Source organism: Niallia sp. FSL R7-0271 (genome assembly GCF_038005785.1).
In the GTDB taxonomy this organism is placed as follows: domain Bacteria; phylum Bacillota; class Bacilli; order Bacillales; family Cytobacillaceae; genus Niallia.
In genome coordinates, this window is record NZ_JBBOTZ010000002.1 from 1,030,674 (window position 1) to 1,056,264 (window position 25,591).

General features: G+C 34.7%; 16 protein-coding genes and 3 pseudogenes. 2 read left to right on the plus strand and 17 right to left on the minus strand.

The genetic code is table 11. The features are described from left to right. Window positions 1–191: 191 nt before the first annotated feature. From MKX82_RS25215 to MKX82_RS25240, 4 genes and pseudogenes are all read right to left on the minus strand, one after another. A pseudogene (locus MKX82_RS25215) lies at window positions 192–900 on the minus strand (ATP-binding protein). Then, window positions 893–2,405 (minus strand): annotated as a pseudogene (istA, locus tag MKX82_RS30480) (IS21 family transposase). Before istA ends, MKX82_RS25215 begins: the two co-directional pseudogenes overlap by 8 nt. 889 nt (window positions 2,406–3,294) lie before the next feature. Beyond that, entirely contained in the window at window positions 3,295–4,656 is a 1,362-nt protein-coding gene (locus tag MKX82_RS25235; protein ID WP_341080979.1) for a hypothetical protein, read from the minus strand. Then, on the minus strand, window positions 4,646–5,899 hold the full coding sequence (locus MKX82_RS25240) for a hypothetical protein (protein ID WP_341080980.1): 1,254 nt from the start codon (window positions 5,897–5,899) through the stop codon (window positions 4,646–4,648). Before MKX82_RS25240 ends, MKX82_RS25235 begins: the two co-directional genes overlap by 11 nt. 820 nt (window positions 5,900–6,719) lie before the next feature. On the opposite strand from MKX82_RS25240, the gene MKX82_RS25245 reads away from it, so the two are divergent. Continuing rightward, a protein-coding gene (locus tag MKX82_RS25245) for an IS3 family transposase (RefSeq protein ID WP_341080982.1) occupies window positions 6,720–8,293 on the plus strand; the annotation gives its coding sequence in 2 pieces (ribosomal slippage) (window positions 6,720–7,362 and window positions 7,362–8,293; 1,575 coding nt in all). A 137-nt stretch (window positions 8,294–8,430) separates the two neighbouring features. Next, a protein-coding gene (locus MKX82_RS25250) for an IS3 family transposase (protein WP_341080983.1) occupies window positions 8,431–9,758 on the plus strand; the annotation gives its coding sequence in 2 pieces (ribosomal slippage) (window positions 8,431–8,815 and window positions 8,815–9,758; 1,329 coding nt in all). Window positions 9,759–9,824: 66 nt separating this feature from the next. Here the strand turns inward: MKX82_RS25250 and MKX82_RS25255 are convergent. The 13 genes and pseudogenes from MKX82_RS25255 to MKX82_RS25305 all read right to left on the minus strand — a co-directional run bounded on the left by MKX82_RS25255 (window position 9,825) and on the right by MKX82_RS25305 (window position 25,343). After that, the gene (locus MKX82_RS25255; protein ID WP_341080986.1) at window positions 9,825–11,441 is read right to left on the minus strand and encodes a type I restriction-modification system subunit M; all 1,617 of its coding nucleotides are present in this window, start codon (window positions 11,439–11,441) and stop codon (window positions 9,825–9,827) included. 18 nt (window positions 11,442–11,459) lie between these two features. Beyond that, the gene (locus tag MKX82_RS25260; protein ID WP_341080988.1) at window positions 11,460–12,650 is read right to left on the minus strand and encodes a restriction endonuclease subunit S; all 1,191 of its coding nucleotides are present in this window, start codon (window positions 12,648–12,650) and stop codon (window positions 11,460–11,462) included. Between the two features lie 13 nt (window positions 12,651–12,663). After that, on the minus strand, window positions 12,664–12,855 hold the full coding sequence (locus tag MKX82_RS25265; RefSeq protein WP_341080989.1) for a hypothetical protein: 192 nt from the start codon (window positions 12,853–12,855) through the stop codon (window positions 12,664–12,666). Between the two features lie 56 nt (window positions 12,856–12,911). Beyond that, a complete protein-coding gene (locus MKX82_RS25270) occupies window positions 12,912–13,568 on the minus strand; it encodes an AbiJ-NTD4 domain-containing protein (protein ID WP_341080991.1) in 657 nt (218 codons plus the stop codon). A gap of 41 nt (window positions 13,569–13,609) precedes the next feature. Beyond that, on the minus strand, window positions 13,610–16,666 hold the full coding sequence (locus MKX82_RS25275) for a type I restriction endonuclease subunit R (protein WP_341080993.1): 3,057 nt from the start codon (window positions 16,664–16,666) through the stop codon (window positions 13,610–13,612). Window positions 16,667–16,670: 4 nt separating this feature from the next. Continuing rightward, a complete protein-coding gene (locus MKX82_RS25280) occupies window positions 16,671–17,255 on the minus strand; it encodes a restriction endonuclease subunit S (protein WP_341080997.1) in 585 nt (194 codons plus the stop codon). Window positions 17,256–17,897: 642 nt separating this feature from the next. Next, window positions 17,898–17,981: pseudogene (locus MKX82_RS30485) on the minus strand (hypothetical protein); the annotation flags it as partial. 245 nt (window positions 17,982–18,226) lie between these two features. After that, window positions 18,227–18,436 carry a DnaB-like helicase C-terminal domain-containing protein gene (locus tag MKX82_RS25285; protein ID WP_341080999.1) on the minus strand — a complete coding sequence of 70 codons (210 nt, stop codon included), beginning with the start codon at window positions 18,434–18,436 and terminating at the stop codon, window positions 18,227–18,229. Continuing rightward, on the minus strand, window positions 18,436–18,690 hold the full coding sequence (locus MKX82_RS25290) for a hypothetical protein (protein WP_341081000.1): 255 nt from the start codon (window positions 18,688–18,690) through the stop codon (window positions 18,436–18,438). The genes MKX82_RS25285 and MKX82_RS25290 overlap by 1 nt, the downstream gene beginning before the upstream one ends. Continuing rightward, window positions 18,687–18,860 carry a DnaB-like helicase N-terminal domain-containing protein gene (locus MKX82_RS30490; RefSeq protein ID WP_445738857.1) on the minus strand — a complete coding sequence of 58 codons (174 nt, stop codon included), beginning with the start codon at window positions 18,858–18,860 and terminating at the stop codon, window positions 18,687–18,689. Before MKX82_RS30490 ends, MKX82_RS25290 begins: the two co-directional genes overlap by 4 nt. Window positions 18,861–21,387: 2,527 nt before the next feature. Beyond that, a complete protein-coding gene (locus MKX82_RS25295) occupies window positions 21,388–22,512 on the minus strand; it encodes an AAA family ATPase (RefSeq protein ID WP_341081002.1) in 1,125 nt (374 codons plus the stop codon). Next, the gene (locus tag MKX82_RS25300) at window positions 22,509–23,672 is read right to left on the minus strand and encodes a hypothetical protein (protein WP_341081005.1); all 1,164 of its coding nucleotides are present in this window, start codon (window positions 23,670–23,672) and stop codon (window positions 22,509–22,511) included. Before MKX82_RS25300 ends, MKX82_RS25295 begins: the two co-directional genes overlap by 4 nt. A 12-nt stretch (window positions 23,673–23,684) precedes the next feature. Continuing rightward, the gene (locus tag MKX82_RS25305; RefSeq protein WP_341081007.1) at window positions 23,685–25,343 is read right to left on the minus strand and encodes a hypothetical protein; all 1,659 of its coding nucleotides are present in this window, start codon (window positions 25,341–25,343) and stop codon (window positions 23,685–23,687) included. Window positions 25,344–25,591: the final 248 nt, after the last annotated feature.

Genomic DNA, 25,591 nt, shown 5'->3' on the forward strand with positions numbered 1-25,591 from the left:
AAATCAACAAATTTCGACAGAAGTTAATTTCAATTCCTTTTATTTTATCAATGAGAACAAAATTATTTGAACAAAGTTTGTTTGGAGATCGTATACATTAAGTACCCATCTGATTATCAAATTGTTGTAACCGTCAACCCCTTTCACTTTTAATCTTTAAAAATCCTTTGTTGATTCTTCAGTCGATGACTTTAATTATTCATATGAATAACCACGACACGATGCAATAATCGATCCAATATTCCGGTCATCATTCCTTGATTTCCGACAATCTCTGTCCACTCTTCAGGGCTTCAATTAGATGTCAAAATTAAAGAACTTTGCTCGTATAGTTGGTGGACTAATTGAAAAAAAGGTAGCTTCTCGTTGATGCATTGCCATATACATGATGTCATCAATTATGACCAGATCAGAAGCGCGCAAGCGCTTCAACTGGATCTTAGATTTGTTTACGTACTCCTCTGTCTTAAGTAACTGAATCAACTCACCCATTGTTATGAAATATACTTGAAATCCCTTATACATTGCTTCAAAACCAAGTCCCAGGGTAAGTAGCGTCTTGGCCGCTCCTGGCGGTCCAAGTAGTATGAGATTATAGTTTTGTTCAAGCCACTCATATTCACGTAACTGCTTTAATTGCCTTTCAGTAATTGCGCCTTGTTCCTCGACTCGGAACATATGAATTGGTCTATGGTAAGGGAATCGTGCCCAGTTCAATCGCTTTTCAATACTTTTCTCTTCTCGTTTTTTAAGTTGAAACGTGGTTAATTCTTCCAATAACGCAAGATAGGTCCAAGATTTCTGTTCCGCCTTGAGAAGGAGATCAGTGAGACCAACTGCAGTTTCCACCATCCTTAACAGTCGAAAAGATTGCTGGATTTCCATGACACTTTTACTCACCATATTTTCCTCCCGTCAATTGGAGGTATTGATCCATTCCTCTAGTCTGAACCTCTATATCTACTGGGATTTTGTCGCTCTCCTCTATGATTCTATGTTGCTGATCAAGTGATGTTTGCTTAAGAAATCCCACGACATCACGAAAGCTATTGGCGCTGTACAGGCCTTCATTTATACACTTCTCAAGCGCTAAGTGGACCCATTCCTTGTTTTCTTGAGCCACTTTTTTAATTAGTGTGAATTGGTCTCATCGATAACGTCCATAGTCTTAGTCTTTGCTGACTTTATCTATGTAGTTTGTCGCTTTATCATGGGCAAGAAAGGCGATTAGTTCTTGTCTTAATAAGGCGAGCGACTTGGACCGCTCACGAGAATGGTTCTTATTCTTGACTAGTCTCCCTTTATCTTGAGAGATAGAATGCTCCGCAATAATTTCTCCTGTGGAAGGGTCACAAATCTTCTGTACATAGTCGGCGATGTGTATATGGACTATTGCTTGTCTAGTATATGTACCCACAGGTACAGAATATCGATTCGATTTGAAGTGCACTGTATTGTCCTTACGGACATTCCTTGTTATAATTTCAGTATAGTTGCTTTCATAAGAAAGCGGGTTAGAGATCTTTCGCAAGTGTTGCTTTTCCAGGAGAAACACTTCGTAAGGTCTCTTTTTAGTTGTATTATGCACCTTGAAGTTTCCGGTTCTTTCAAGCCATTTTAGGCTACGATAGTTCCAATCTTCCAGTGTAGAATACACTCGGTTCTTGGCAAAGTTGTTCTTTATGTATTTTATGACAATTCTCGACTTTTCCTTTAGATTCAGGGTCTGCCTTTCTACATAGATACACTCGAAACTTTCTTTGCTGAATATATTTTTGGAATCCTTTAGTCAAGATTAGATCTCCTGCATTCTCACTTACCGCAATCAAATTGCCTGATCATATACAACTTCTTCAGGGACACCACCATAATATTGAAAAGCTAGTTCATGACAGCGCATGGTGTCCTCGGTGGTGAAGGGTCTGTTGAGCCACCACATATATTTATGTCGGGAATGTGCTAGTACGAACGCAATGAAATAGAGGCGTACTTCCTTACCATACATATCCTTTTGAACGGATTGTCCCCAATCAACCTGCAGCTGTTTTCCTAGTGGTAATTCATCGACAGACTCATATTCACGTGATTCTTCTTTCTTTTCGATTTGATACAGTTCTCTTACTTCATTTACATAGCGTCGCACTGTACTTTCTCCGACTTTAATATTTGGAAACCTTTCCTGTAGCCAATCAAAAATCTGAGCTCCACTGAGGGAGGGATATTCCTTCAGCCAATTGACAATCCAATCCCGATAGGGATCCAATATCTTTTTTCGTTCACCAATATCAAATTCATTTACAGCTTCTTCGAAAGTCATCCAAATATTTATACACAGTAGTTCGGGAAATCTTTAATCTTTTAGCAATTTGAGAAACTCTTAATCTTTGTTTAGTTAATTGGTGAATCTCTAATTATATCATTAACTTTTCCTCCATTTTGCTCCTCCTACAAACTGATAAACCCAGTTTACAGGAATGAATTTATTAGGCGAAAAGTGTTCATTGGAAGTGAGCAAAAACTGTTCACTTTATTTTAGCGGTTACATGCATTTCGGATGAAAAACAAATCCATTTAGATCGATGGAGATTAGTTTGTAAAGGATTATTCGCTTCCTCGACAAATTTGTTAAAATATTGTACAAACCTGCAATATTACCTGTAGCCGCATCTAACTTGTTAGAAACTTCGATTTTGAAGTCATAGTTATAGATCCCAATCCATGATACAAGAAAGGGTTGCAGCCTTTACTATATTTGAGTCATTCCTTGTACTTCTTGATGGGTTAAACCGACACAAAAAATACTATCCAACGTTTCATTGTAAAAACGTTGGATAGTATTCATGAAACCTAGGTGGACTTGAAACAATTCCATGAATTCCTGATATAGTCATTAATACCTTCCATACCCTTTTACAAGAATTCATCAACAAATTTTATTCATCAAAAACTCATTATTACTTAATTTACAAGCATAAATATTAAAAAACTGTCCCTCTTGTCAGTTTACCTCCTTAATGAGTAATACTACTTAGAAGTTCATTGCGTTTGTTACAAATTGTCTATATTAAGAAGGATAAATAATTATTATCTATAGCTTATAATGATTGCTCAAAGTAATTATTAAATTTACTTGAAAAATAATTATTATATTTTCACCAAGATAGAATCAAAAAAAATAAAGTTCTTAAAAATGACTAACCGTAGTTGTAAATCAAAATTTTAGTTGTTAATTTTTTTAAAACCAGGCTTATGCTTTAAAAAATCCATACACCAATGAATTAGGACACACTAAGTTTAATCTTCAAATAGTTTCAAGTTAGGATATAAATAAGAAATATTTACATTTTTGTTTATAATTAGGTGGAAGGTTACTTCTTCAAGTACAGTAAGTAAAAAGTCTTCTAGTAAATACTGAATACCAGGATAATCAAACAGATTCCCATATGTAATATGGAATTCTGTTTCCTTGTTATGAACAATTGAGTTTCTCATTTTATAAATTAAATTCGCCAGAAAATTATCCATATTTCCTCTGTTTACATTTGCGCATTTATTTCCAACTCCAATTTTCTCTAAACCAGCATCAATGAAAGCGCATTTAGATTGATTACTAGCAAAATTAACCCATGCATCATGAATGAATCTTTTAAAATCTATACCTGTTTTATATTCCTCTCTAAAAATAGTTTTAATAAATTTTTCTAATGCATCCATTTCATTATTTGCAACTTTATTATATAAGTTTTTAAAATCTCTGATGGAAAACATATCACTATTCCCATTTACAATAGCACTAATCGGTAATTTGTACATGAAATTTTCAATAACCTGATAAATCTTTAAATATTTGTCTAAGATAATTTTTTGATGATTATATTCACTTAAGATATAAATTACATCAGAAAATTGATGGTAACCATTCATAATATTCCAAGAAATATTAGAAGTAATTGAAGGTTGCTTTCTATAATCATATGGTGTATGGACTTCCCCGCCAGCTGCTACTTTGTTTAATTGTATAAATGACTTAAGCTGATTAATTTTAGTAGCATACCTATTAGAAACAAAGCAATATTTATTGCTTGAAGGTGGTGATTGTGTAAAATCAATAGATTCTAAAAGATGAAATAAGGTGTTTGACGCTACTTCGTTTAATGACTCTCTAAACTCAATTACATCTTCCAAAGAAATTAGAATGATAGTATCATCAGCGTCTTGATTTGTAAACACAAACCTACTTACTCCAATTTCAATTGGTACTAAAACAAAATTACTATCAGTAACAATCAGCTCGTGAACTTGAGTTGAATCCATTTCAGTAATTTTTCTACATAGAGAAAAAACAATTGGATAATAATGTTTTATTTCATTTAAAAAATCAGGGTATTTATCTTGTAATTCCTTAAAAATGGTTTCTAGTAGATCAAAATCGCTAAAGATCTCTGTAGAAGTTTCTGCCTGTTCTATATCTTCGGATATCTCCACTAAGTTTGCGATAATGGAGTCAAACGTTTCCTTATTATCAATTCCATCAAGCCCACTGCTATAATTATTTACCTTATCATCATTTATGATCTCATCTAATAATTTATTAATATTTTTATAAAAGACTTCCATTGCACTTTTCTCTGTATCTAACCTGGGGTTAGTCTGCATCTTTATCACCCCTAAAGCAAGTATACCAGTCTATTGGTTCTGCAAAGTTAGAATTTGCAAGTTTAAATATCCCTTTAAATATTGCATTTTTAGTAACGTTTCCCACGTTTACCCTACTCAAATCTAGATTGGCCCTTAACTCATTATAATCACGTATTTTTAAGATATCATCTTGAGATGCACGTAAATTATTCATGAATTCAAGGAATACATTTTCAGGTGTATAATAATCATTTTCAGCTTTAAGTGAAACATACTTGCCTAATGCACCAAACAACCCTACTGATACAGTTTCTCTCGATATCCATTGAAGACCCTCTTCTTCTCCATAAATAGATACTAAATACTCATCAAGTTCAAATAAAAAGGTCGTAAGTCCTTCTAAAAAGCTATAATTAAGATAATTCTTATAATTATTGGTACTGTCCTCCTGCATCTCACTTATAAGACCTGTATTTGTGGTTATGGGTGCGCCATTAATAAAGGACAAAGCAGATGAAATAAGGTGTGGAAAATAGATCTCACCTATACTTCTTTTCTTACTTGATAAGCTAGCTTTTGCCCTTATAAGTTCAATATCTTTTCCAGTATTTTGTTTAATCTCATTAATATGGGGAATAATGTTTAAAAATAACAATTCTAATTGATGTTTCAAAGAAACAGGTTTGTGACCTGCATTTAAAATTAGCATCTTTTCGACTTCTTCTTCAGGAGATAAATTATTCCATATTTCAAACCACTGTGGCACATTAAAACAATTCTTTAGATCCTCTAATCCAGCTTCTTTATAAAATCTGATTAATTTTTCTAAAATAGATGTAGTTGATCCGAAATTACGTAAACCTTTACCATATCTTCTAGATAGTTGGTATTTAGATAGTTCAGGAAAATCAATTACCTTATCAGTTAGAACATACTTTTCTAAAAACATAACCGTGTCCCAAATAACCTTTAGCCTATATGTACGTTGTAAACCATCTAATATTTTGTACTCATCCACATCTAATTGTTTTCCCTTTAACGAATATGAACTGACTACTAATGTTATTGGAGGAATATGTCTTTTTTGAAGAACTGTATCAACTAGATTATCTAAGTATACATTAGACACAATTCCTCTTTGAATGTTATAGTCCATAAAGTCCTCGGTTAAGCTCATTATATAGTCCAATAATGTCGCAGAACAAAGATAGCACGTGTTATCTTGCTCATTTTTACTTGTTAAAATCTCAAAGCCAAGCATAAAGAACCTCCTTTTCGACTAATTACAATCCAAATCTTATCATAACAATCTAAAAAAAAGTAGAAAAAAACACCAACACCAAAAGCAGTATTTTTACTATCATTAATAAAAATTTAATCCTCTGATTTAGTAAACCTCTAGAATACTACGAAACAAAAGGTTATAGAAATATTTAATAATTTATTTAAAAGTAATTTTATAGGGTATCGGATGAACATACAATACGTTTTATACATATCCAGTGTAAAGAGTATTTTCATCTTCCTCCCTTAAAACCTTCTCAGATGTCAGATGTAATATTACCATTAGCTAAATAGCTTTAACAGGTTTATTTATGAAGTGTTGATAGGACTCTATATAAACGGAATACCAATAATAATTTTGTCGGATTATTTCATACAAATTAAAAATAATACTGAATCCTATCGTAGATAGGATTTAACTCTTAGATTTATAGTAGTTTTTAGAACCAGGTGTTTGACTCTAATTGTTCTAAAGAAGTATATAATAACCTATTCAAATAAAAACTCTGTAATTATTTTAAAAGATAGAAATGAAGTATTTAGTTAATGATTTATTCCCCTCTCATAAACGTTAATTTATGCCTGCCTTTCTAGTTCTTTGGGCTTTTTATGTAACTCCCATTCCCTTTTAAAGGGCATAATCCAAACTTCCAACTCCTTAACTGTTTCTTCCTTGAAAAGTTACTTAAAAAAACTAGGAAGAACTAAAGTGTACCCTATAGAGTAGACTGATATGCTCCCTCATAAGTAGACAGATGAAAAAATAAAAATCTGTTTACCTATGGTGGAGATTTTTTATGAAAAGAAACCACTTTTCTAAAGAAGAAAAATTTGAGATTCTAAATTTTTATAACAATAGTTACTTAACTCTTAATGAAGTTGCCGAACTATATAAAGTTGATCCTAGAACAATTAAAGATTGGCAAAATAATTATCGCTTTTTTGGAGAACATGGTCTTGAAAGGTTAACAAATCACAATAGCTATACGAAAGAAGTAAAATTAGCAGCTGTTCAAGACTATATTTCAGGAGAGCATTCATTAAGAGAGACTGTTAGAAAATATAGACTTTCCGGAACATCGGTTTTGCGGAATTGGATTAAAAAGTATACTAGTCATAGTGAATTAAAAGATTCGGGTAAAGGAATGAGCCAAACTATGACAAAGAGAAAAAAGACTACTGTAGAAGAACGTATTATTATTGTACAAGCTTGTATTGCCAACGCTAAAAACTACCAGGCTATAGCTGAAAAATATACAGTTTCTTACCAACAAGTATATCAATGGGTAAAGAAATACGAAGAGCATGGTGAACTAGGATTACAGGATCGCCGTGGCCGTACCAAGGCAGAAGAAGAGTTAAGTGAGGAAGCTAAACTACGTTTAGAAATCCAACGGATTGAACGTGAAAATGAAAGGTTACGTGCTGAAAATCTGTTCTTAAAAAAGTTAGAGGAAATCGAAAGGAGGCATCGTTAAGTAAAGAGCGTATTCACAATCGTTATATGGTGATTCAAGAATTAGTAGCTAACGAAGCCTTACCTACTATTTTATTATGTAAAATAGCCGGTGTTACACGTGCTGCTTACTATAAATGGCTGAACCGTCAGCCATCCAAACGAGAAGTTGAGAATGAACAACTACTAGAATCAATCCAATTAATCTATTCACAAGTAGAAGGAATTTATGGGTATCGTCGTATTACAATGACCATTAATCGTCATCGTGAAAAAGCAAATTTACCAAGAGTAAATAAAAAGCGTATTTATCGTTTGATGAAAATTTCTCGCCTAAAATCGGTTATTCGTCGAAAGAGAAAAAAATATCATAAATCCAACCCGGACTATGTGGCAGAAAATATTCTTAAGCGTAATTTCAAAGCAGAAAAACCAAATCAAAAATGGTGTACAGATGTCACAGAATTTAAATATGGTAATAAGAAACGGGCACACCTAAGTGCCATTATTGACTTGTATGATAACTCGATTGTGAGTTTTAAATTGGGACATTCCAATAATAATGAACTCGTTCTTAATACGATGGTTCCAGCAATACAGAGCTTAAAAGAAAATGAGCATCCTCTTATTCATAGTGATCGAGGTTATCAATATACTTCGATATTTTTTAAACGGATGATACATCAAACTGATATGATGCACAGTATGTCTAGAGTGGGACGTTGCATTGATAACGGGCCAATTGAGGCTTTTTGGGGTACACTCAAATGCGAAAAATATTATTTGAATAAGTATGATACATATGAAGATCTAGAAAAATCCATTCAGGAGTATATTTCGTTCTATAATACAGAGCGTTACCAAGAAAGATTAAACGGCTTGAGCCCCTTAGAATTCAGGGCTCAAGCCGCATAAGCATCTTTTATATTATTTCCACTGTCTACTTGACAGGGTGCAGTTCAGACACTAAAAAAAGTCTACCTATAGGGTGCTTTTTTGTATAATAAAGAAACACAACTAGAGAAAAAACAACATGGGACTGGAGATTTTTTATGAGTAATAGGATTTTTACAGAGAAAGAGATAAAACTACTATCAGCTAATAAGTACGTTAAATCTGTAAGTGCAAAAGGAATCACTTATACGGAAGACTTTAAACATATTTTTATCGCAGAAAACGAAAAAGGTAAGCTACCAAGGGTAATATTTGAGGAATGCAGGTTCGATATAGATATTATTGGTATGCCTCGAGTTAGTTCTTCGGGAAAGAGATGGCGTGCTAACTATCGTGAAAATGGGGTATCTGGGTTAGATACCAGAAACGAGAATTCAGGAAGACCTAGTGAAAGAGAACTTAGCATGGAAGAGAAATACGCAAGACTAGAAGCTCAAAATAATTTATTAAAGGCAGAAAACGAACTATTAAAAAAGATTCGTTTGGCAGAAAGGAGGATGAAAAAGTAGTTCTCCCTCCTTTCCAAAAATATCGCCTCATACATTCGGTAATTGAAAAATACCAATTGAAGCATATGGTGAGTTATTTATGTGATATCTCAGGTGTATCAAGAAGTGGCTACTATAATTACTTTTCTCAAAAGTCACACGAACAAAGAAAGAGAAAAGATGAACAGGATGAAGAAGTGAAGGCAATCATCTTAAAAGCATTTCATTTCAAGAATCGTAAGAAAGGGGCACGCCAAATTAAAATGACTTTGGCGGGTCAATTTAAAGTTGTCTATAATTTAAAACGTATACGAAGAATTATGAAGAAATACGATATTATTTGTCCGATTAGAAAGGCAAATCCTTATAGACAAATGATGAAAGCTACAATGGAACACCGTGTTGTACCAAACCTTTTAAATAGACAATTTAAGCAAAGAATTCCAGTGAAAGTGCTTCTGACTGATATCACATACCTTTCCTTCGGCAAAGGGCTAAGAGCCTATTTATCAGCAGTTAAGGACAGTTCAACTGGTGAAATTCTAGCCTATCATGTATCGGATAGAATGACCTTGGAATTGGCAACAGTCACTCTCAAGAAGTTAAAGAAGAACAGAAACTTTACGTGTGCAAAAGATGCTTTCATTCATTCCGATCAAGGTGTTCATTATACAAGTCCTATCTTTCAAAAAGCAGTAAAAAAATTAGGGTTACGCCAATCTATGTCAAGACGAGGAAACTGTTGGGATAATGCCCCCCAAGAATTATTCTTTGGCCATCTTAAAGATGAAGCCTCTATTAAAACATGTACAAGTTTAGATGAAGTAAAAAAGGAAATCAAACAATATATGATTTATTACAATTACTATAGATACCAATGGAACTTAAAAAAGATGACCCCTGTTCAATACAGAGATCATCTTCTTACAGCAGCATAGACTTTTTATAAAATGTCCTTTACAAAGGGTACACTTTAATAAATCCTTAGCTCTTTTCTAACACTATTATTTACCTAAGAGACTGATAAATTTGCTCAGTTCTTCTTTCGCCTCATCGGTTGTCCCATTCAACTCGTTCAAAAGCTCAAACAATTTGTCATATGAATTCGTAATATCTGCTTTTACTTCTGTCAACTCTTGAGCCACTTGTGAAAGTGGAATAACTTCTTCTTCTTCAAACCTGTCCACATAACGTGGAATGTTCAAGTTGTAATCATTTTCTTTGATTTCATCCAAAGATGCCACATGAGCATATTTCTCAACGTCTTTACGGTTACTGTAAGTTTCAATAATTTTGTCGATGTTTTCAGGAGAGAGTTTGTTTTGGTTCTTTCCCTTTTTAAACTCATTTGAAGCATCGATAAACAAAATATCTTTACTCTTGCGAGCTTCACGACCTTTAAATACCAGCACACAGGTTGGGATGCTTGTGCCATAGAACAAGTTAGCTGGCAGTCCAATAACAGTATCTAATAGATTATTGTCTATGATATTTTTGCGGATTTTACCTTCAGAGGCACCTCGGAAGAGTACCCCATGCGGCAACACGATAGCCATTGTTCCTGCTTTATCTAAGTGATAAAGTCCGTGAAGAATAAAAGCATAATCTGCCTTAGATGCAGGTGCTACACCATAACCCTTGAAACGTGTATCTTTTTCTCGATCAACGTCTTTTGTATCCCATTTATGGGAATACGGGGGATTTGATACGACAGCGTCGAATTTCAAAGGAATTTGTGTGCCATCTTTTTCAGCAAATGGCCAGTCAGCATCAAGTGTGTCTGCGCGTTTCAACTCCATATTGCGATAATTTACCCCATGCATCATCAAGTTCATGCGAGCTAAGTTATAAGTCGTAGTATTCAACTCTTGCCCGTAAAACTCAACGCTTCCTTCTTCATCACCATTTGGTAATTCTTTTTGGACTGTTAAAAGAAGTGAACCTGATCCCATTGTAGGGTCATAAACACGGAATTGACCGCCAGTACCATCTGCATCATTCGTGACAATTTTTGCTAGGATTTGACTAACTTCATGAGGTGTATAAAATTCCCCGCCCTTTTTACCCGCATTGGCAGCAAATTGCCCAATCAAATACTCGTAAACGTCACCCAAAATGTCACGGCCTGAATCGTCTTTGAAAGTAAACTCGTTAATCATCAAAACGATATCATTCAAAGCCTTTGCACGTTCGTTTGTACTTGAACCTAGACGTGTGTCCCCAAGGTTAACATCTGAGAATACGTTAGCAAAATCAGCTTCTGCGACTTCGTTACGTTTGGCATTTGTATTGAAAGAGTCAAACATGTCTTGGAAGTCACTAGCTTTGATTTTGTGATTTTCAATTTTTGATACGATTTTGTCCCAAGTGTAGGCTGGGTCAATCGCATATCCGATACCTTTACTGATTTCTTCAAGGTAATCTTCTTTTTCAGTGTCATCTGTCACTTCGTAGAACTCTTCCAGATCATTGACTTTCAAGTATTCATCTTGATTTTCTGATAAGTAGCGATAGAACATAAATGGCAAAATATAGTTCTTGTACTCACTTGCATCCATTGTCCCACGCAGTTTGTTAGCCATTTCCCATAGCTTTGATGTAATAGCTGTTGCATTGCTCATTTGTGTAATCTCCTTTTCTTATATAAACATTTTTTGAAACAGTGATTTCTTCAAATTTTTAAGCAAATTTAACTCACGCTGATGAAGGGTGATAGTTTCGTCTATTTGTTTGAAGAATGCTCCAATTTTTTGTTGTTCTTCAAGATTAACTGGAACTTGAAACTCTCGATCTTCCATATTTCCTTTAGTAACATGTACCATTGTTGTCCCATTTGTATTTTGTTTAATTCGTTCTTTATCATTTTCTAACCAAGTATATAAGTACTGCTTATCTAAGTTATTACTCATAATATCTAATTTCCAAATATGATAATGATAAACGACTTTTTCTCCTCTCCAAATTTCAGGTCCAAAATTTGTAGCCCATAAGTATAATAAATCACCATTGTTTGCATATTTATTTTCTTCTAACTCTAAGTCTGAAAAATACCATCTATCATTAGTGTTAAAATTACCAACTCTTAGCACTCTATATTTTCCTGAATCTAATAATTCTGTTTGTTTATAGGCTCTTCCGTTCAAAAAGTTTACAGACTCCCCCAACTTACGCTGTTCCCAAGCAGCAGTGAATCCTTCAAAGCGAATTTCAGGAACATTGGCTCCATCTTTCGGAAACATTTTTTGAAGTAGACTTTTTTTCGTATCCTTCAACAATTCCAACTCTCGCTGATGAAGTGTGATAAGGTTGTTGAGATCGTTGAAGAATCCAGCTATTTGCTCTTGTTCTTTGTAACTAGGTAGAGTAAACAACAAAGTTTTGAAATCATTAAAGCTAATACTTCGTCCATCCCTTATTCCATAAGTAACAGTTTCTAGGTTTTTAATAAACTTTTTCGAGGTGAAAATTTCATTCCAAAATAAATCGGAATGATTATTTTCAGATTTAAAATCTATTATCGTATAGGCTGGAGATGTTATACCTTCTAGATTTGAATGAGCAAAGCCACCTTGAAATGACCTTAAGTGAATTACAAACTGTTTCGGTAACACACGCTTGTAATTTACCACACTCTTTTTATCGTACTGTATGTCAATTCCATTTTCATCACGTCTAACCATTCCTAACTGTTGTGAAGCAGATAAGACTGGTAATTCTGGATGTCCTTTGTCAGAAACAGTTTTAAATATCTCCTCAGCCTTACGTTGTTCCCAAGTATCAGTAAATCCTGCAAATCTGATTTGGGGTGAATTTGTTATTTTATCACTCATTTCTAATCTCCTTTTATTTTAAATATTGAATCGCTAAAGCAATTAACGACAAGCAGCGGTTAAAGAAGTAATCATAGTGACGATTATCTGTAATATCAATTTTATTTGTCTCATGATGACGGATTCTAAAACTATTACCAATGTCCGTTAGTGCCCTAAATTCAGCATCAAAAATTGTAATAAATTCTGACTTTCCATTGCTCATATCATTTACCACTTTGTTTGCAGAGCCACGTTTGTCAAGATTAATATAGTAAGTTTTCAGGCGCTCAAGGGCGTCCCATATTTTCTCAACTGAATCTTGGCGAGCTGCTGGATTTGGTGTTTTGTATAATGCAATGCATCTTTCATCAATTCTCTTGTCCCATATTCAGTAATTTCCTGTACTTGTGTCTCTATTTCAGGTGAAAGCGGGGTGTTTTCTACTATACGCTCAATAAGTTTTCCGCGGGTTAATGTAAACAACACCCCAGACTCTTGAAATATTTCGTTTATGTCATTTCGATAATCATCGAAAACATTTGTTGTATCCAAACAATGAATATACCAATAATTTTTGTAACGATCATTATTCCATCCTTCAGAAATATCCTTTATATTTTGAGCAATATACTCTATAAGGTCAATTAATGAATATTGATCATAATCATCATTATCTTGTGGGGCAGCTATATGACCATACTCATCCCTGAGAATATCAGGAATTTTTATTGCCATTCTATTTTCAAATTGACTAGGGTTAAATTCAATATAATCCTGGCCCACAAAAGAACAATGCTGCTGTAGCTTAAAGATATGAGTTAGATTTTTATAGTATTTCTGGCATATATTTAATAGTAAAGTATAAACTTCTATTGAAATTTTACTAGTACGTGCAACTGGTTTTCTTAATCCATGGCGTTCTGTGTATAAATTCATGTCTGATCTCCTTTTGTAGTCTGCATAATTTTATCACTTGACTATTCTCCCTTCTTAATTTCGTCGGCCATTTCGTAAAATGCCTTACGGAATTCAATGCGATATCGTACCCAGGTTAATGCTGCAATCTTCTCAACGGCAATTTCTTTATAATCTGCCCTTGCGTCATTCATGATTGCTGTTAACTCACCTTGTTTATCCATATCCTCTTGACCTAAACGATGTTTTTTAATCAACTTTTCAAGTTCCTTAGGCTTTATGCTATTATCAAGTCCCCAAGTACGGATGAAGTTCGTTACAAGTTGGATATTCGATTCATTTTGTGCTTTATCCATTGCTTGGTTCATTTTTTCAACACTTCGAGGTGCTGGATAACTATCAAATTCAAACTCTTTTGAGAAAATCTTAGATACAAAGTTACGCATCTTAGATTTTTCTTTGTCATTGTCAGACTTGGCGATCTCAAGATGGATTTCATTACGTGTACTTTCCGCTTTCGACATTTCGTTCGCGTGAACTTCATCAGCCATCCGGGCAATCAAATCAATCAAATAATCATAGTTGATGGTAACATCGTGAATATGAACCATAGAGAGATTGACTTGCGAAATATCAATGTCTTCTCGCTTTGCACGTCGTTCTTTCAACTCACCGGCGATTACAGTTGTTAAAATGACTTCCTGCTCTTCAGTAATACCTAGACGTTCAAAGAACTCTTCAGGATTATCATAGGCGGAAATAGGATTTTTGTCATCATCTTCGGTATATTGTTTCAACTGACTCAACAAGCGATTATACTCTTTCAGATTCTCAAAGACTTCATCCTGTGCTTTTTCACTTGGTGGTAATTGTACAAAATCGTCTGTGAGCGTTGATAGCTTCTTGATGACTTCTTGCATTTCAGCTTGAACCTTGCTAAATGGTTTGGAAGTGATACCAGACTCTTCGTTACCTTTCTTCAATTCTTCAAGTGAAAGCTGTTCTTCGGCAGATGCACGATTTGAATAGATAGCAAAAGCCTTATTCATTTCATACTCGTTTTGCTCCGGCCAACGATAATTGACGACATTTCCCCAAGGCTTATCAACAAAATTATGCATTCTGTTTGTACGTGAGTACGCCTGAATTAAGTTCCCACCCTTTAGCGTTCGATCAATATAGAGCGTATTCATCTCAGGAGCATCAAAACCGGTCAAAAGTTGATCAACAACGATTACCAAATCTAAATAGTTACCATCATCAGCTGTCTTGTTCAAACGTCGTGCTAAGTCTTCTGTGTAGGCTTTAACTGTCGTCATATCAAAAGCTGTGCCAAACATCGCGTTATAGGCTTTGATAGCTCTGTGCAAGTTTTCGTTCGTTTTCAGTTGATGAATACTATTGGATGTATCTGCCGAGAAACTCACCGCAACTTTTAGTCGTTTATCTTCTGGGCGATTCGCATTCTCTTCTGCAAACTTATCGAAGTATTCCATCGCTCTTGGTGTACTTGCTTTATTACCACCAACGTGGACTGTAAACAAGGCATTATACTTACGGTCATTTGAACGTTTCTTCCAGTTATCGAAGATGTCTTTAACTACTAAGTTCACATGTTCTGGACTATAGTCGTAAACACTACCACGAACATTATCATCGATATCATCTTCAGTAGGATCTTCGGGAGCCTCGATCGTTTCCTTGAATTCGACGTTAAACCCTAAGACGTTTTTATCCGCAATAGCTTCTTTAATGGTATATGCATGTAGTAGTTCACCAAAGATTTCTCGTGTTTCAGGGAATTTTGGTGTACCGGTATAACCAACCCAAGCAGAATTAGGAATAGCTTTTCGGATTGTTTCGAGCATACCTTCATTTTCAGTACCGTCACCAGTTGAACGGTGGGCTTCATCAACAATAAAAATAATTCTTTCATTAAGTGGCTTGAAGCTGTCCCTTGCTACATAACGCGACATCTTTTGGATACTTGTCACAATGATGTTCTTATCGCTTTTCTTCGTTAGTTTGCTATGAAGGTCAGAGATGTTGGCTGTGTCACCTACCACACCAGTTTTCCCTTCAAAACCCGCAACAGGATCATAGGCCTTATAGGCATCAGCTGTTTGATTGGTAAGCGCGATTCGGTCAACCAAGAAGACAACTTTATCTACATTTGATAGACGGCTTGCAAGCCACGCTGTCTTAAAACTTGTGATTGTTTTACCTGAGCCTGTTGTGTGCCAAATGTATCCCAATTTACCATCATCATATTTGAAGTCAAACTTTCTAACTTTATCAAGTACACGCTTTGTAGCATAGACTTGATAAGGACGCATGACTTTGATACTTTCTTTGTTTTTTGTTCCATCAAGTACCATGTAGCGTGTCGCCAAATCATGAGCCATTGGAATGGACAACACTTTATCCGCAAACGTCTTCCATGAACGAATAGGGCGAGCATCATTTTCGTTTTGCCAGTTGAAAGCAAAAGCTCGGTTAAAGCTTTGGAGTGGGGTATTTGCCATGTAACGAATATCATACGGCGTCATCGCGATTAGAATCTGTAAGGTTGAAAAGATACCACTAAATTGTTTTTCAGCAATATACTGTTCCATCTGATTCAAGGATTCTGTAGTACTGTGAAGTGCTTTCTTTAATTCGATTTGAATAATTGGCAAACCATTAATAAGCAAAGTCACGTCAAATCGACGATTTGGCTTACCATCAATTACTTTAGGCCGTTTAATTTGATTTACCACTTGATAAACAGTGTTTCCACCGCCAACTTGGGCTTGGTCGAATACTGTCAAAAACACGTGCTTGCCATTGTCAAGGTCAACTTCAATTTCAGAAACACCGTTCACACCATACAAAAATTGTCCGGCCTGGTAAGGTGACTCAATACTAGTGATGATTTTCTTTACCTGGTTAAATTCGGTAACAGACAATGATTCATCTAAACGAGCACGATTATTTTGTTCTAGGATCACTTTAAAGTTATCCCAGAGTTGTTCGGTTGTTTTGATTTCTTTTTTGTATTCCCATTGTTTTACTCCACCGATTTTGGTCAAATAATCGGTGACTTCATTTTCAAATGCTAATTCCGATTGACTTTTCATTTGATTATTTCCCCTTTAAGGTTTCTTCTATTATTGAGCTCGTAAACTGCTCAATCAAGTCTGCGTATTTGTTTAACTTACTTTGCAACTTCAATGTTTCTACGTAAATAGCACCTATTTTCTTCTGTTCCTCAAGAGGAACAACGGGAACGATAATTTCCCCAAGTGCACGAAGTGGAATTCTTAGAACAGGGCCACTCCCCTGTAACTCCCTTTCTTTTTGTCGCCTTACATCTTTGTAAGCATTAAACAAGAAAAGAAAATATCTCTTATCAAGTTGTTCGCTATCAAACTCTATTTTTGTGAAGTTGAGAGACAACACTTTACCAACATTATTTTTACCGACCATTGTTGCAAGCTGTAATGAGTTACTGATAACAACATCGCTTTCATTTAACGATGGGTTATTTTGAGATAAAGATTTAGATTTTGCCCCATCTTCAACAAATACTTCCTCATTATTATAATCAGCTTCAAAAGACGGTTGGTCATAATAATTTATAAATTGCTTTCCAAACTGTTTTTGCGCCCTTGTTGGATTTATACCTGGAACGAATGTTACGAACTCCTTTAATTTTCTTTTTTCCAAATAACCCATCTCCAAATCGCAAATATATTTTTTGAAATATTTCTATATTACACATTAAAACATTTCGTATTTGTTTTGTCAATCGATAATATGAAATATTTTTATATTTCATATTATCGATTGACAAAACTCTGCAGAAACTATTCTACAAAAACCATATTTACATTTCACTCTTCTGCAAAAAGGTTCCTCTTGCGCCAAATAGCTAATCCTACTTGTAAATGTAGACCACCTAGGCTCAAAAAAGTCCCCCAGACCAATAGTCTGAGGGAACATAAAGCAAACTACATTATTCAATTAATGGTAACAAAATCACTGTTGCCAAGCTATTTTAACTCTATCATCGCTACGCACTCAACGTGTTTGGTATAGGGATACTTACGCTAATTGATTTCAAGAACATGATTGTTTCAATATTGCCCTTTATTTATAATATTAGTACGAATATTAGTTCAAAAGTCATTTTAAAGTGAACTTATAGCAAATCTGCAGATTTCTTCAATCCACTCTCCCTTATCCATCAATCCTCCATTTGACGCTTTGAATTCCCCTTCTCATAAGTATCCTTCAATTCATGTACAAAAACACAACAATATCCGCATCCTACTCAATACTCTCGGATGTTCGACATCATCGGTCGTTTCACTTGTCTAGACTCACCTTCCTCGAAAGCTGAGAGAGTGCAATAATAGGGACATAGAGTTTTCTCGCATTTGCCTTTAAAGACCGAGAGACTCGGTTACCTCCTGTTGGGGATTATCATCACGTTTGCTAGTTGGTTGGATGATCTGAAGATAGTCAATGTAGATGAGGTGGCTCACCGGGATATACGCGCTTGATCTCACTGATTGTCGCGCGTATCTCAGTAACTTTTAAACTAGGGTTTTCAATACCACTTAAATGTCTATAATAGCATGAGTAGCTTGGCAATAGTCCATTTCGAAAAAGAGTCGTGTCGGGTTTCTTCCACTTCATTCCTTCAATTCGCCTTCTGAATTAATCCACCTCATTGCCAGTTGTTTGTCCGCCATTTCCAGTGAAAAGAATGTGGTGATATCTCCTTTGCGACAATTCACAGCACCCATGTGCAAGGCGAACACTATTTCCCCAACAAAAGGCCTTGCTGCAACGATTATGAGGTGCCAGCCTCTGGTCATTTTGACAAGGTCAATAAATGCCACTAGGTCTGCATGTCATCTGTCGGGGCATGCATGGAATTCAAAACGTCGATAAGTATCTCTTTTTGGGTAAGTTGTTGTTTTTTGATCGTTAGTTTTAGGATTTGTTGTTGTTCGGTAATGAGACCTGAGAATGTTTCATCATTGGCCTCGTAGTGGAATAATCGGTTACTTTGATCACCTTTTCGTTTTCTGTATGCTTCAAAGGTTAGTTCTTCGTAGTGCTTAAAGTTACTTGTTGAAGCGACGGCATTCATAACATCAGATTAAATGTCAATCCACTTACTCGTTCAAGGGAATTGCCCTGAGATGTCACGCCAGCCATCGCAACCAGATCAGGTGGTGTGTCTAATTGCTCTAGCGTTCGCATTGCTTGGAATATGAGTTGGAAGCAAGTTTCGGAGAAGCGCTCGTTTGTAAGCGACACTCCTTGATCAATTCAGAGTCTATAAGTATGGCTCTGAGCACGGCTTATTCTGCGTATGAAGCTGCTCACTCATCGTCGATCCCGATGCAAATAATTGCTGAAAATGCATTTTGAAACTCTTGGATTTGTTCTTCGGTTGGAGGGTCCTCGGAGACGAGCTTCCATACTCGATTGTCTTCTTCAAAGATCGCATTTTTCTAGCTAGGGTAGGCTGCAATATCCGCAACCGTTGGAGGCCACGGGTACAACAGGATGTATTCGATTAATCGTATTAAAACACCTACAAGATCCATGTTTTGCACGACCGTACGAGTTTTTCATTTCCAGTTCCGTAATTTCGTAGGATGGGTAGTCTTCGTGAATGGTCAGTAGGATTTCAGGAGCTTGATTATTGGTCATGAAAGTTCACCTCATCTCACTCTCTCAAGTAATTCATCCGGGGTCGATTGGCTGTATCGTTTCTGGGTATGAATATAATCTGCTTTATCGGCTTGTATCGATATGAGGTTATGATTGGTCAATCTTTTAAGCATGATGCAATAGAATGGAGTAACCCTCGTTTACTTTGTATAGCAGGTGGTCTTACTAAGTGTATGACAAGCATCCTGTATAACAAATTAAACAGAATATTGAGCTTTATCAATATAAACATTATAGTGATGGGAATTTATTGTATTTTAGTCAATGCTACTACTGTACAAACGATACATACTAGTGAGATTGATGACTCAAAAAGTTCTACAACCAACCGTAATATACGAATTAAAACAGTTCTGATTATTTAGAACAGGCTAACACTGAATTAACTGATAGATTTGAAACTTTAAACGCCTATTATTTGAAGGCATTAGGTGACGACGTGCAATGAAAATCCTTGTACTTTATATAGCTTTAAACGCATTAAAAAATTTGCATGCCTTGAAATACATCCACAAATAGGAAAGATATTCCACTATTTAAAAGTTAAGCCCGAAAGTATAACTCTAAAACAAGGCTTTACCATGACACGTTTCAAACATCGGTACACCCTATTAGTATGGCTTATGATTTGAGTTAAGGCCTCCATGTTGCCAGTCGAAAGTTATAAATTTGTCTCAAACATCCTGTTTTACTCATTTATTATTTTATTTATACAGTTTTCTAGATGTTTAGCTCTCCATATTTATTAATATTAATTTTTTTTAGTAATATTGGATTAAAATCACAAAAAAATATCCACTCGATGATCCCTGTGGAAGAGTGATTCTGGTGAATACTGCCTATGTCCCACAGCGAACGCCTTCACTGCCACCTATCTTTACATCAAACATCTCAATGCCCATTCAGGAAAGCTTCTGTTATTGTCTTTGTTCCTTTGCCAAATTACAATCGTAGAATTGACCAATTCGACACCTCCTTAGCATTGAATTATTCTTCTTTTATGGAGTTTATTAACTCAAATTTACAGCTTAGAAGGTGAAGCATTTTAAAACACGACAATAAAAAGAACATATCCCGAAATTTAGAGATGACCTTGATAAGAAAAGTAAAAACGTAGAATTAAAAAATCTCCTCTAGAATTATTGAGGCGGAAAACCTCCAATAATATGAGGAGGTAGAACATATGATTGATAGAAATAAAAGTAAAGAAGTTTTAATTTTGTAAGTTTCTATACAGTAAATGAAGAATTTGAAAAGAGATTATTCAATACCATTCTAACTCATTTTGAAACCTTCTATGACGAAAATGGAGAACCAAAATTTAATTTTATTATTAATTCGTAGGTTAAGCTCGTAACTTAGATTATATTCTTCATCCCTTAAAACCGTATATTACAATTACCTTTAGGGTCAGAAAATTATTTGTTGTGTGTTGAAAAGCGAGTGAAAAAGCAAATAGATCTTGCTTGGGCTTGAAAAGAGAATAATGCTGTTATTTATCTAGCACTTTTAATAAATTGAATTGATGTTGTATGATCTCTTAAGCTTGCATGATATTGTTGTGCGATTAGAAGAATGTACCGCTTTGACTAGAACTCAGCTTAAAGAAGGTTTAGCTCAAATATTTTTATCCTTGAGAAATACTAAGAACGAAATATTAAGAGATATTCACTCGATTCTGAAGCTAAAATGATAATCTCTAACATTTTAAAAAAAAGCATCTTATAAAAAGATTTTTGTTTACCATGGACGTAGTCATATGCAAGTTAAGAAAAGTATTCAAAATTGGATTATCAATATTCGTCTAAGTTTACAGAGCAGATTGACCCGGTACAATGCCAATTACATAGTAATTAGTATGATCACATCTTACAAACTAAACTAACATACCAAGGCCTCCGCCACTCTTTTTCCCGAGTAAGAAATCGAGAATTTATTAGTAAAGGTTTTTCGTGTAAAACATCTCGTAAGCTAGTAGCAGAATAATTAGGCCATGGACAAGAGGATGTAACTCGAATTTATCTTGGGCCGATTCTGATTCTGATAATAATTAATTTCATTCCCCCTCCTATTACGGAGGGGGGCTGTATAGTTTTCGATAGTTAATTTATTGCTCAATGGAAACAAATCCATCAACTTGAGGAACATCATCTTTAGTAATTATCATTAACGATTCTTTAACAATGTTCCCTTTCAACTTAGACAGCCTCTTCGACTGATTCAGCGTTATATCATCAAACAGATTCCTAACAAGACGACCATTCGAAAAGTGATCATCTCTTTCATTTAATTTCGTTTGCAACCAATTGCAGACTTTTTCAATAGCTTGCTTTTCGGCAATATAGTCATTTTGTTTGCAGGTGTAAATGAATATTCGAACTAGCTCATCTAGTGAATAATCATTAAATGAAATAAAAGTATTGAATCTTGATTTTAATCCTGGGTTGGAATCAAAAAACTGCTCCATTAAATTTGGATATCCAGCTACAATTACAACGAGATCATTTCGATAATCTTCTAGAGCTTTTGTTAGCTCAGTAAGACTTTCTCTCCCATAACTATCGCTGTGATCATTCTCAGTTAGACTATACGCTTCATCAATAAATAGGACTCCACCTTTCGCACGATTAATTAACCTTTTTACCTTGATAGCCGTTTGTCCTTGATACTCCGCAATTAAATCAGTCCTACTTGCTTCAATAAAGTGTCCTTTACTTAGTAAACCGATCGCTTTATACATCCTCCCAACAATACGAGCCACTGACGTTTTAGCTGTACCGGGATTACCCAGGAATGCCATATGCATCGTTTTGTTAGACTTCTTCAATCCATTTTTCGCTCGTAATTGTTGTATTTGATTAAAGTCAATCAAGTCACGGACTTGTTGCTTTACATCTTCCAGGCCAACTAGTTCGTCTAATTGGTTAAGTAACGCAGCTAGTGACTCATTTGAAGACTCTTTTAAATCTTGAAGAAGACCATCAATCTTTAATGCTCCTAGATATTTATATAATGTTTCAATAACTTTTTCTTGTTTTTGCTCCATTTTGGGTAAAGATTGTTTCTTCGTTAAGATACCAAGGTTTTTAATGAACTCTAAAGCAGCTTTATCAATTTGTTCGTCAGTTATTTCTTGAGCTAATTTTCCCAATTCAAATGCTTGTCCTAAAGCAACGTCTAACTGTTTCGCTTCTTTTATCAGGTGGCGTTTGAAATGCTCTGAAATCATCATAGCACCCCACTTATAATCAATAGCATAAAAACACATGTTATTATAATACTAGCAAATGAAAAAATTCTAGTAGTCTTCAACCCTTTTGATAAGTTTACTGTCAACAGATTAAGCTCTGTTATTTCATCTTTTGCCTTTAACAATTCAGATTTAAAATTTGAAGAAATAGTATCAGCTTGTTGCTCGATTCTAACGTTGAGTTCCTTCTTAGCATTTTTAAGCTCTATCTTGTTTTTACTGACATCGTTAGTTGTTGCATCGAGTTTAGCCTCAAACTGTGAATGGTTTCGAACGATTTTTTCAGATAGTTTCAGAATATCATCATGAAATAATTGTTTTAAATCACAGAGTTTCTCTCCCTGATTAGCAACTTCTTTATTGAGAGTTTCGATATCAGCCTTGTTTTCTGTATTAATTGCTTCGATTTTAGATATATTATGATTTTGATGCGATACCAGTTGTTCCACTGTTTGAAATTGCGTAACATGGTTTTCTTTTAGTTGATTCAGATGATCTTGAAAATCTGTCTGTGATGATAACAATGATTTTGTTTCATCCGTTAATTTAGCTAATGTCTGATCTTGTTCTTCTATCTTTGCTTCGATTGCTGTAACATGCTCTTGCAATGTTGAATAGATAGCAAAAATTGTATCCACTTCTGTTAAGTGTTCAATTCTATCAATCTTTTCTTTAAAGTTTTGTAGAACCTGAATTACCTGTTTCTGTTGATTGACCATTTGTTTGATTTCATTTTGATTTACCTCAACGCCTTCTATTCCCTTTAAAGCTTTTGCATTTGCTTCTTCAGCTGCTTTTAATGAGACTAAAATTCCCTGAATGTACTCTTTATCTAATGCAGAAAAAGTATCGTAAATCGTATTAAACTCTTGAATCGTTCTAACAAGAACTTTATTCTGCTCAATCATTTTATCTTGAATACTTTCAATAAGCCGGTTTAAGTCACTACCCGTCACATCATAATTAAACCACCCAAATAATCCTCCCGTAACTGGGACACTAGGTAATTCTGCTTCTTTAGGCAGTTTCTTACTGAATGTTTTTAACTCATTTTTCTTTTTATTGAAACCCTCACCTCTAGTAGTCATATTTATCGTCTGTTCATTAATTGAGGATTCCTCTTTCGTCATTACTTTTGTCATAGTTCATCACCTTTAAAGTAAATCTTCTAAATCTTTTTGCATTTGAATTAATTCTCTCTGATTTTCAGTAATAGTGTTCTTGTTTTTAGAACCACTAGCATAATTATCATCAAATATCTTATTAAGCGATTGTTGCATTAAGTCCTTCGCCAAGGCGTGATTATCTGAAATTTCGTTTATAACATTTTCTTTCAATGCTGCTACACGATTTTCAGCTACAAAACTTTGTACTTGTTGAAGGTTCATAATCCCATTTTTCTTTTCGATAATTTGTTGGTCCTTTACTTCTTTTACCTTTTTGGCGATAAACTTATCAATAAGATTTAACACGATGGCACCAACTAATCCAGATACTAAACTTGAAAGAAATAAGCCAATCAAATTAGCAAGAGAACCCATTAGAGGGATCTCAATTTGCATTCCAGGAACAGTTAGTAAAAATTTTTCAATAACTTCCCCTAAAAAAAGCGCACTGCCACCCACTAATCCAACAGTTATGATTTTTCCGACTTGTGCTACCTTTACTGAAAACGGTTTGTCCTTATTCTTCTTATCACGAAGATAATTAACTGCATCAATAAGAGAAGATACACCTTGTTTAATTACACTTGCCAATTTCTTAAATACACTTACAATAGGACCGAAGATTTCAGATATAATTGTACCAATTAATGTAGATGCTCCCGTTTTAAAAAAACTACTAATTTTGGAAAAGAACGATTTTAACGATACACGCATCTCAGATAAGAATCCATTAAACGACTTAGATCCCACCTTAAAAAAACGGATTAAGCCGTTCATAATTTCTTTCAACAACGTAAAGAATGCCGAAACAGCCATTGCCTTTAAGGCATCTTTTCCTGCTTTTTTGCCAACTTCTTTTGTTGCATTAATTGTAATATCTTTATCTATTGCTTTTCTAGCTTCTTTTTCAGCTTGGATCATTAGTTCAGCATCAGCAGCAAGCTTATTCTTTAATCGTTTATTATTTTCTTCTTTTTGTAGTCGTTTATCTACATCTGATATGTTTGATTCATCGATTTTTTTATTTGCTCTTTCGTTTTGTTTAATAAGATCTTTTTCTCTAAGCTCGCGTTTTTCTACATATTCTTTGTTGCTCTTTGCACCTTTGCTTTTATTTAAAGATTCGTTAGTCGCCTTTAGATTTTCTTCTTTGTTGGCAAGGTCAGCTACACTTAAATTGGCTTGCTTTCTCCTTTGATTTTCAAATAATTCTTTTCTAGATACTACATGATCTAAATTAGCATTTTCGTTACGCTTGAAGTTTTTTCCTGTATATTCATCCTTTAAAGTTCCTGCTTTTTGTTGTTCCTTCATTACCTTATTGGCATCTTTGTATTGTTGATCTTGTAGTACCGAACCAGCAATATCCTTATATTGCTCAGGATGCTCTCGATCATACTTTTGAACTAATGATTCATTTGTCATGTCGAGTCCAATTTGATTACCAAACTGTTTCCATACTTCATCCAATACTACTTTTCCTAAAGAATCAGGATCTGCTATTAATTTTCTTTCGTTTTCCAGTAGTTCTAAATCTGTAAAGCTGTCGTCTAACTGTTTTGTTAAGAGACCTTCCACTTCTTCAAAATCAATGTCAGTTTCGATATAGTCAATTTCAATCATTTGATTTGCAAACTTATTAGCCATCGGTTTAATCAACCCTTCCAAATAAATACAATAAGAGTTTGGGTAACAATAACACAGTAATTATTCTTTCATGCGTATTTCTGACAGATATGAGCATTTCCCAAAAGTGAAAGGAACAGAAATGTAAATTTCTACTATCCTTTAAGAACTGCAGTGTTTTTAATTTTCACATCAATATTGCTTATAGCCAAATGAATCATCTCAAACTATTTTTTAGCAACACAATAACATTTTAAGATAACCATATT

Coding starts and splice junctions, on each gene's coding strand:
- MKX82_RS25235 (WP_341080979.1), bottom strand. CDS start 4,656: ATGCAGACTAACCCCAGGTTAGATACAGAGAAAAGTGCAATGGAAGTC.
- MKX82_RS25240 (WP_341080980.1), bottom strand. CDS start 5,899: ATGCTTGGCTTTGAGATTTTAACAAGTAAAAATGAGCAAGATAACACG.
- MKX82_RS25255 (WP_341080986.1), bottom strand. CDS start 11,441: ATGAGCAATGCAACAGCTATTACATCAAAGCTATGGGAAATGGCTAAC.
- MKX82_RS25260 (WP_341080988.1), bottom strand. CDS start 12,650: ATGAGTGATAAAATAACAAATTCACCCCAAATCAGATTTGCAGGATTT.
- MKX82_RS25265 (WP_341080989.1), bottom strand. CDS start 12,855: ATGAGCAATGGAAAGTCAGAATTTATTACAATTTTTGATGCTGAATTT.
- MKX82_RS25270 (WP_341080991.1), bottom strand. CDS start 13,568: ATGAATTTATACACAGAACGCCATGGATTAAGAAAACCAGTTGCACGT.
- MKX82_RS25275 (WP_341080993.1), bottom strand. CDS start 16,666: ATGAAAAGTCAATCGGAATTAGCATTTGAAAATGAAGTCACCGATTAT.
- MKX82_RS25290 (WP_341081000.1), bottom strand. CDS start 18,690: ATGAATGCCGTCGCTTCAACAAGTAACTTTAAGCACTACGAAGAACTA.
- MKX82_RS25295 (WP_341081002.1), bottom strand. CDS start 22,512: ATGATGATTTCAGAGCATTTCAAACGCCACCTGATAAAAGAAGCGAAA.
- MKX82_RS25300 (WP_341081005.1), bottom strand. CDS start 23,672: ATGACAAAAGTAATGACGAAAGAGGAATCCTCAATTAATGAACAGACG.
- MKX82_RS25305 (WP_341081007.1), bottom strand. CDS start 25,343: ATGGCTAATAAGTTTGCAAATCAAATGATTGAAATTGACTATATCGAA.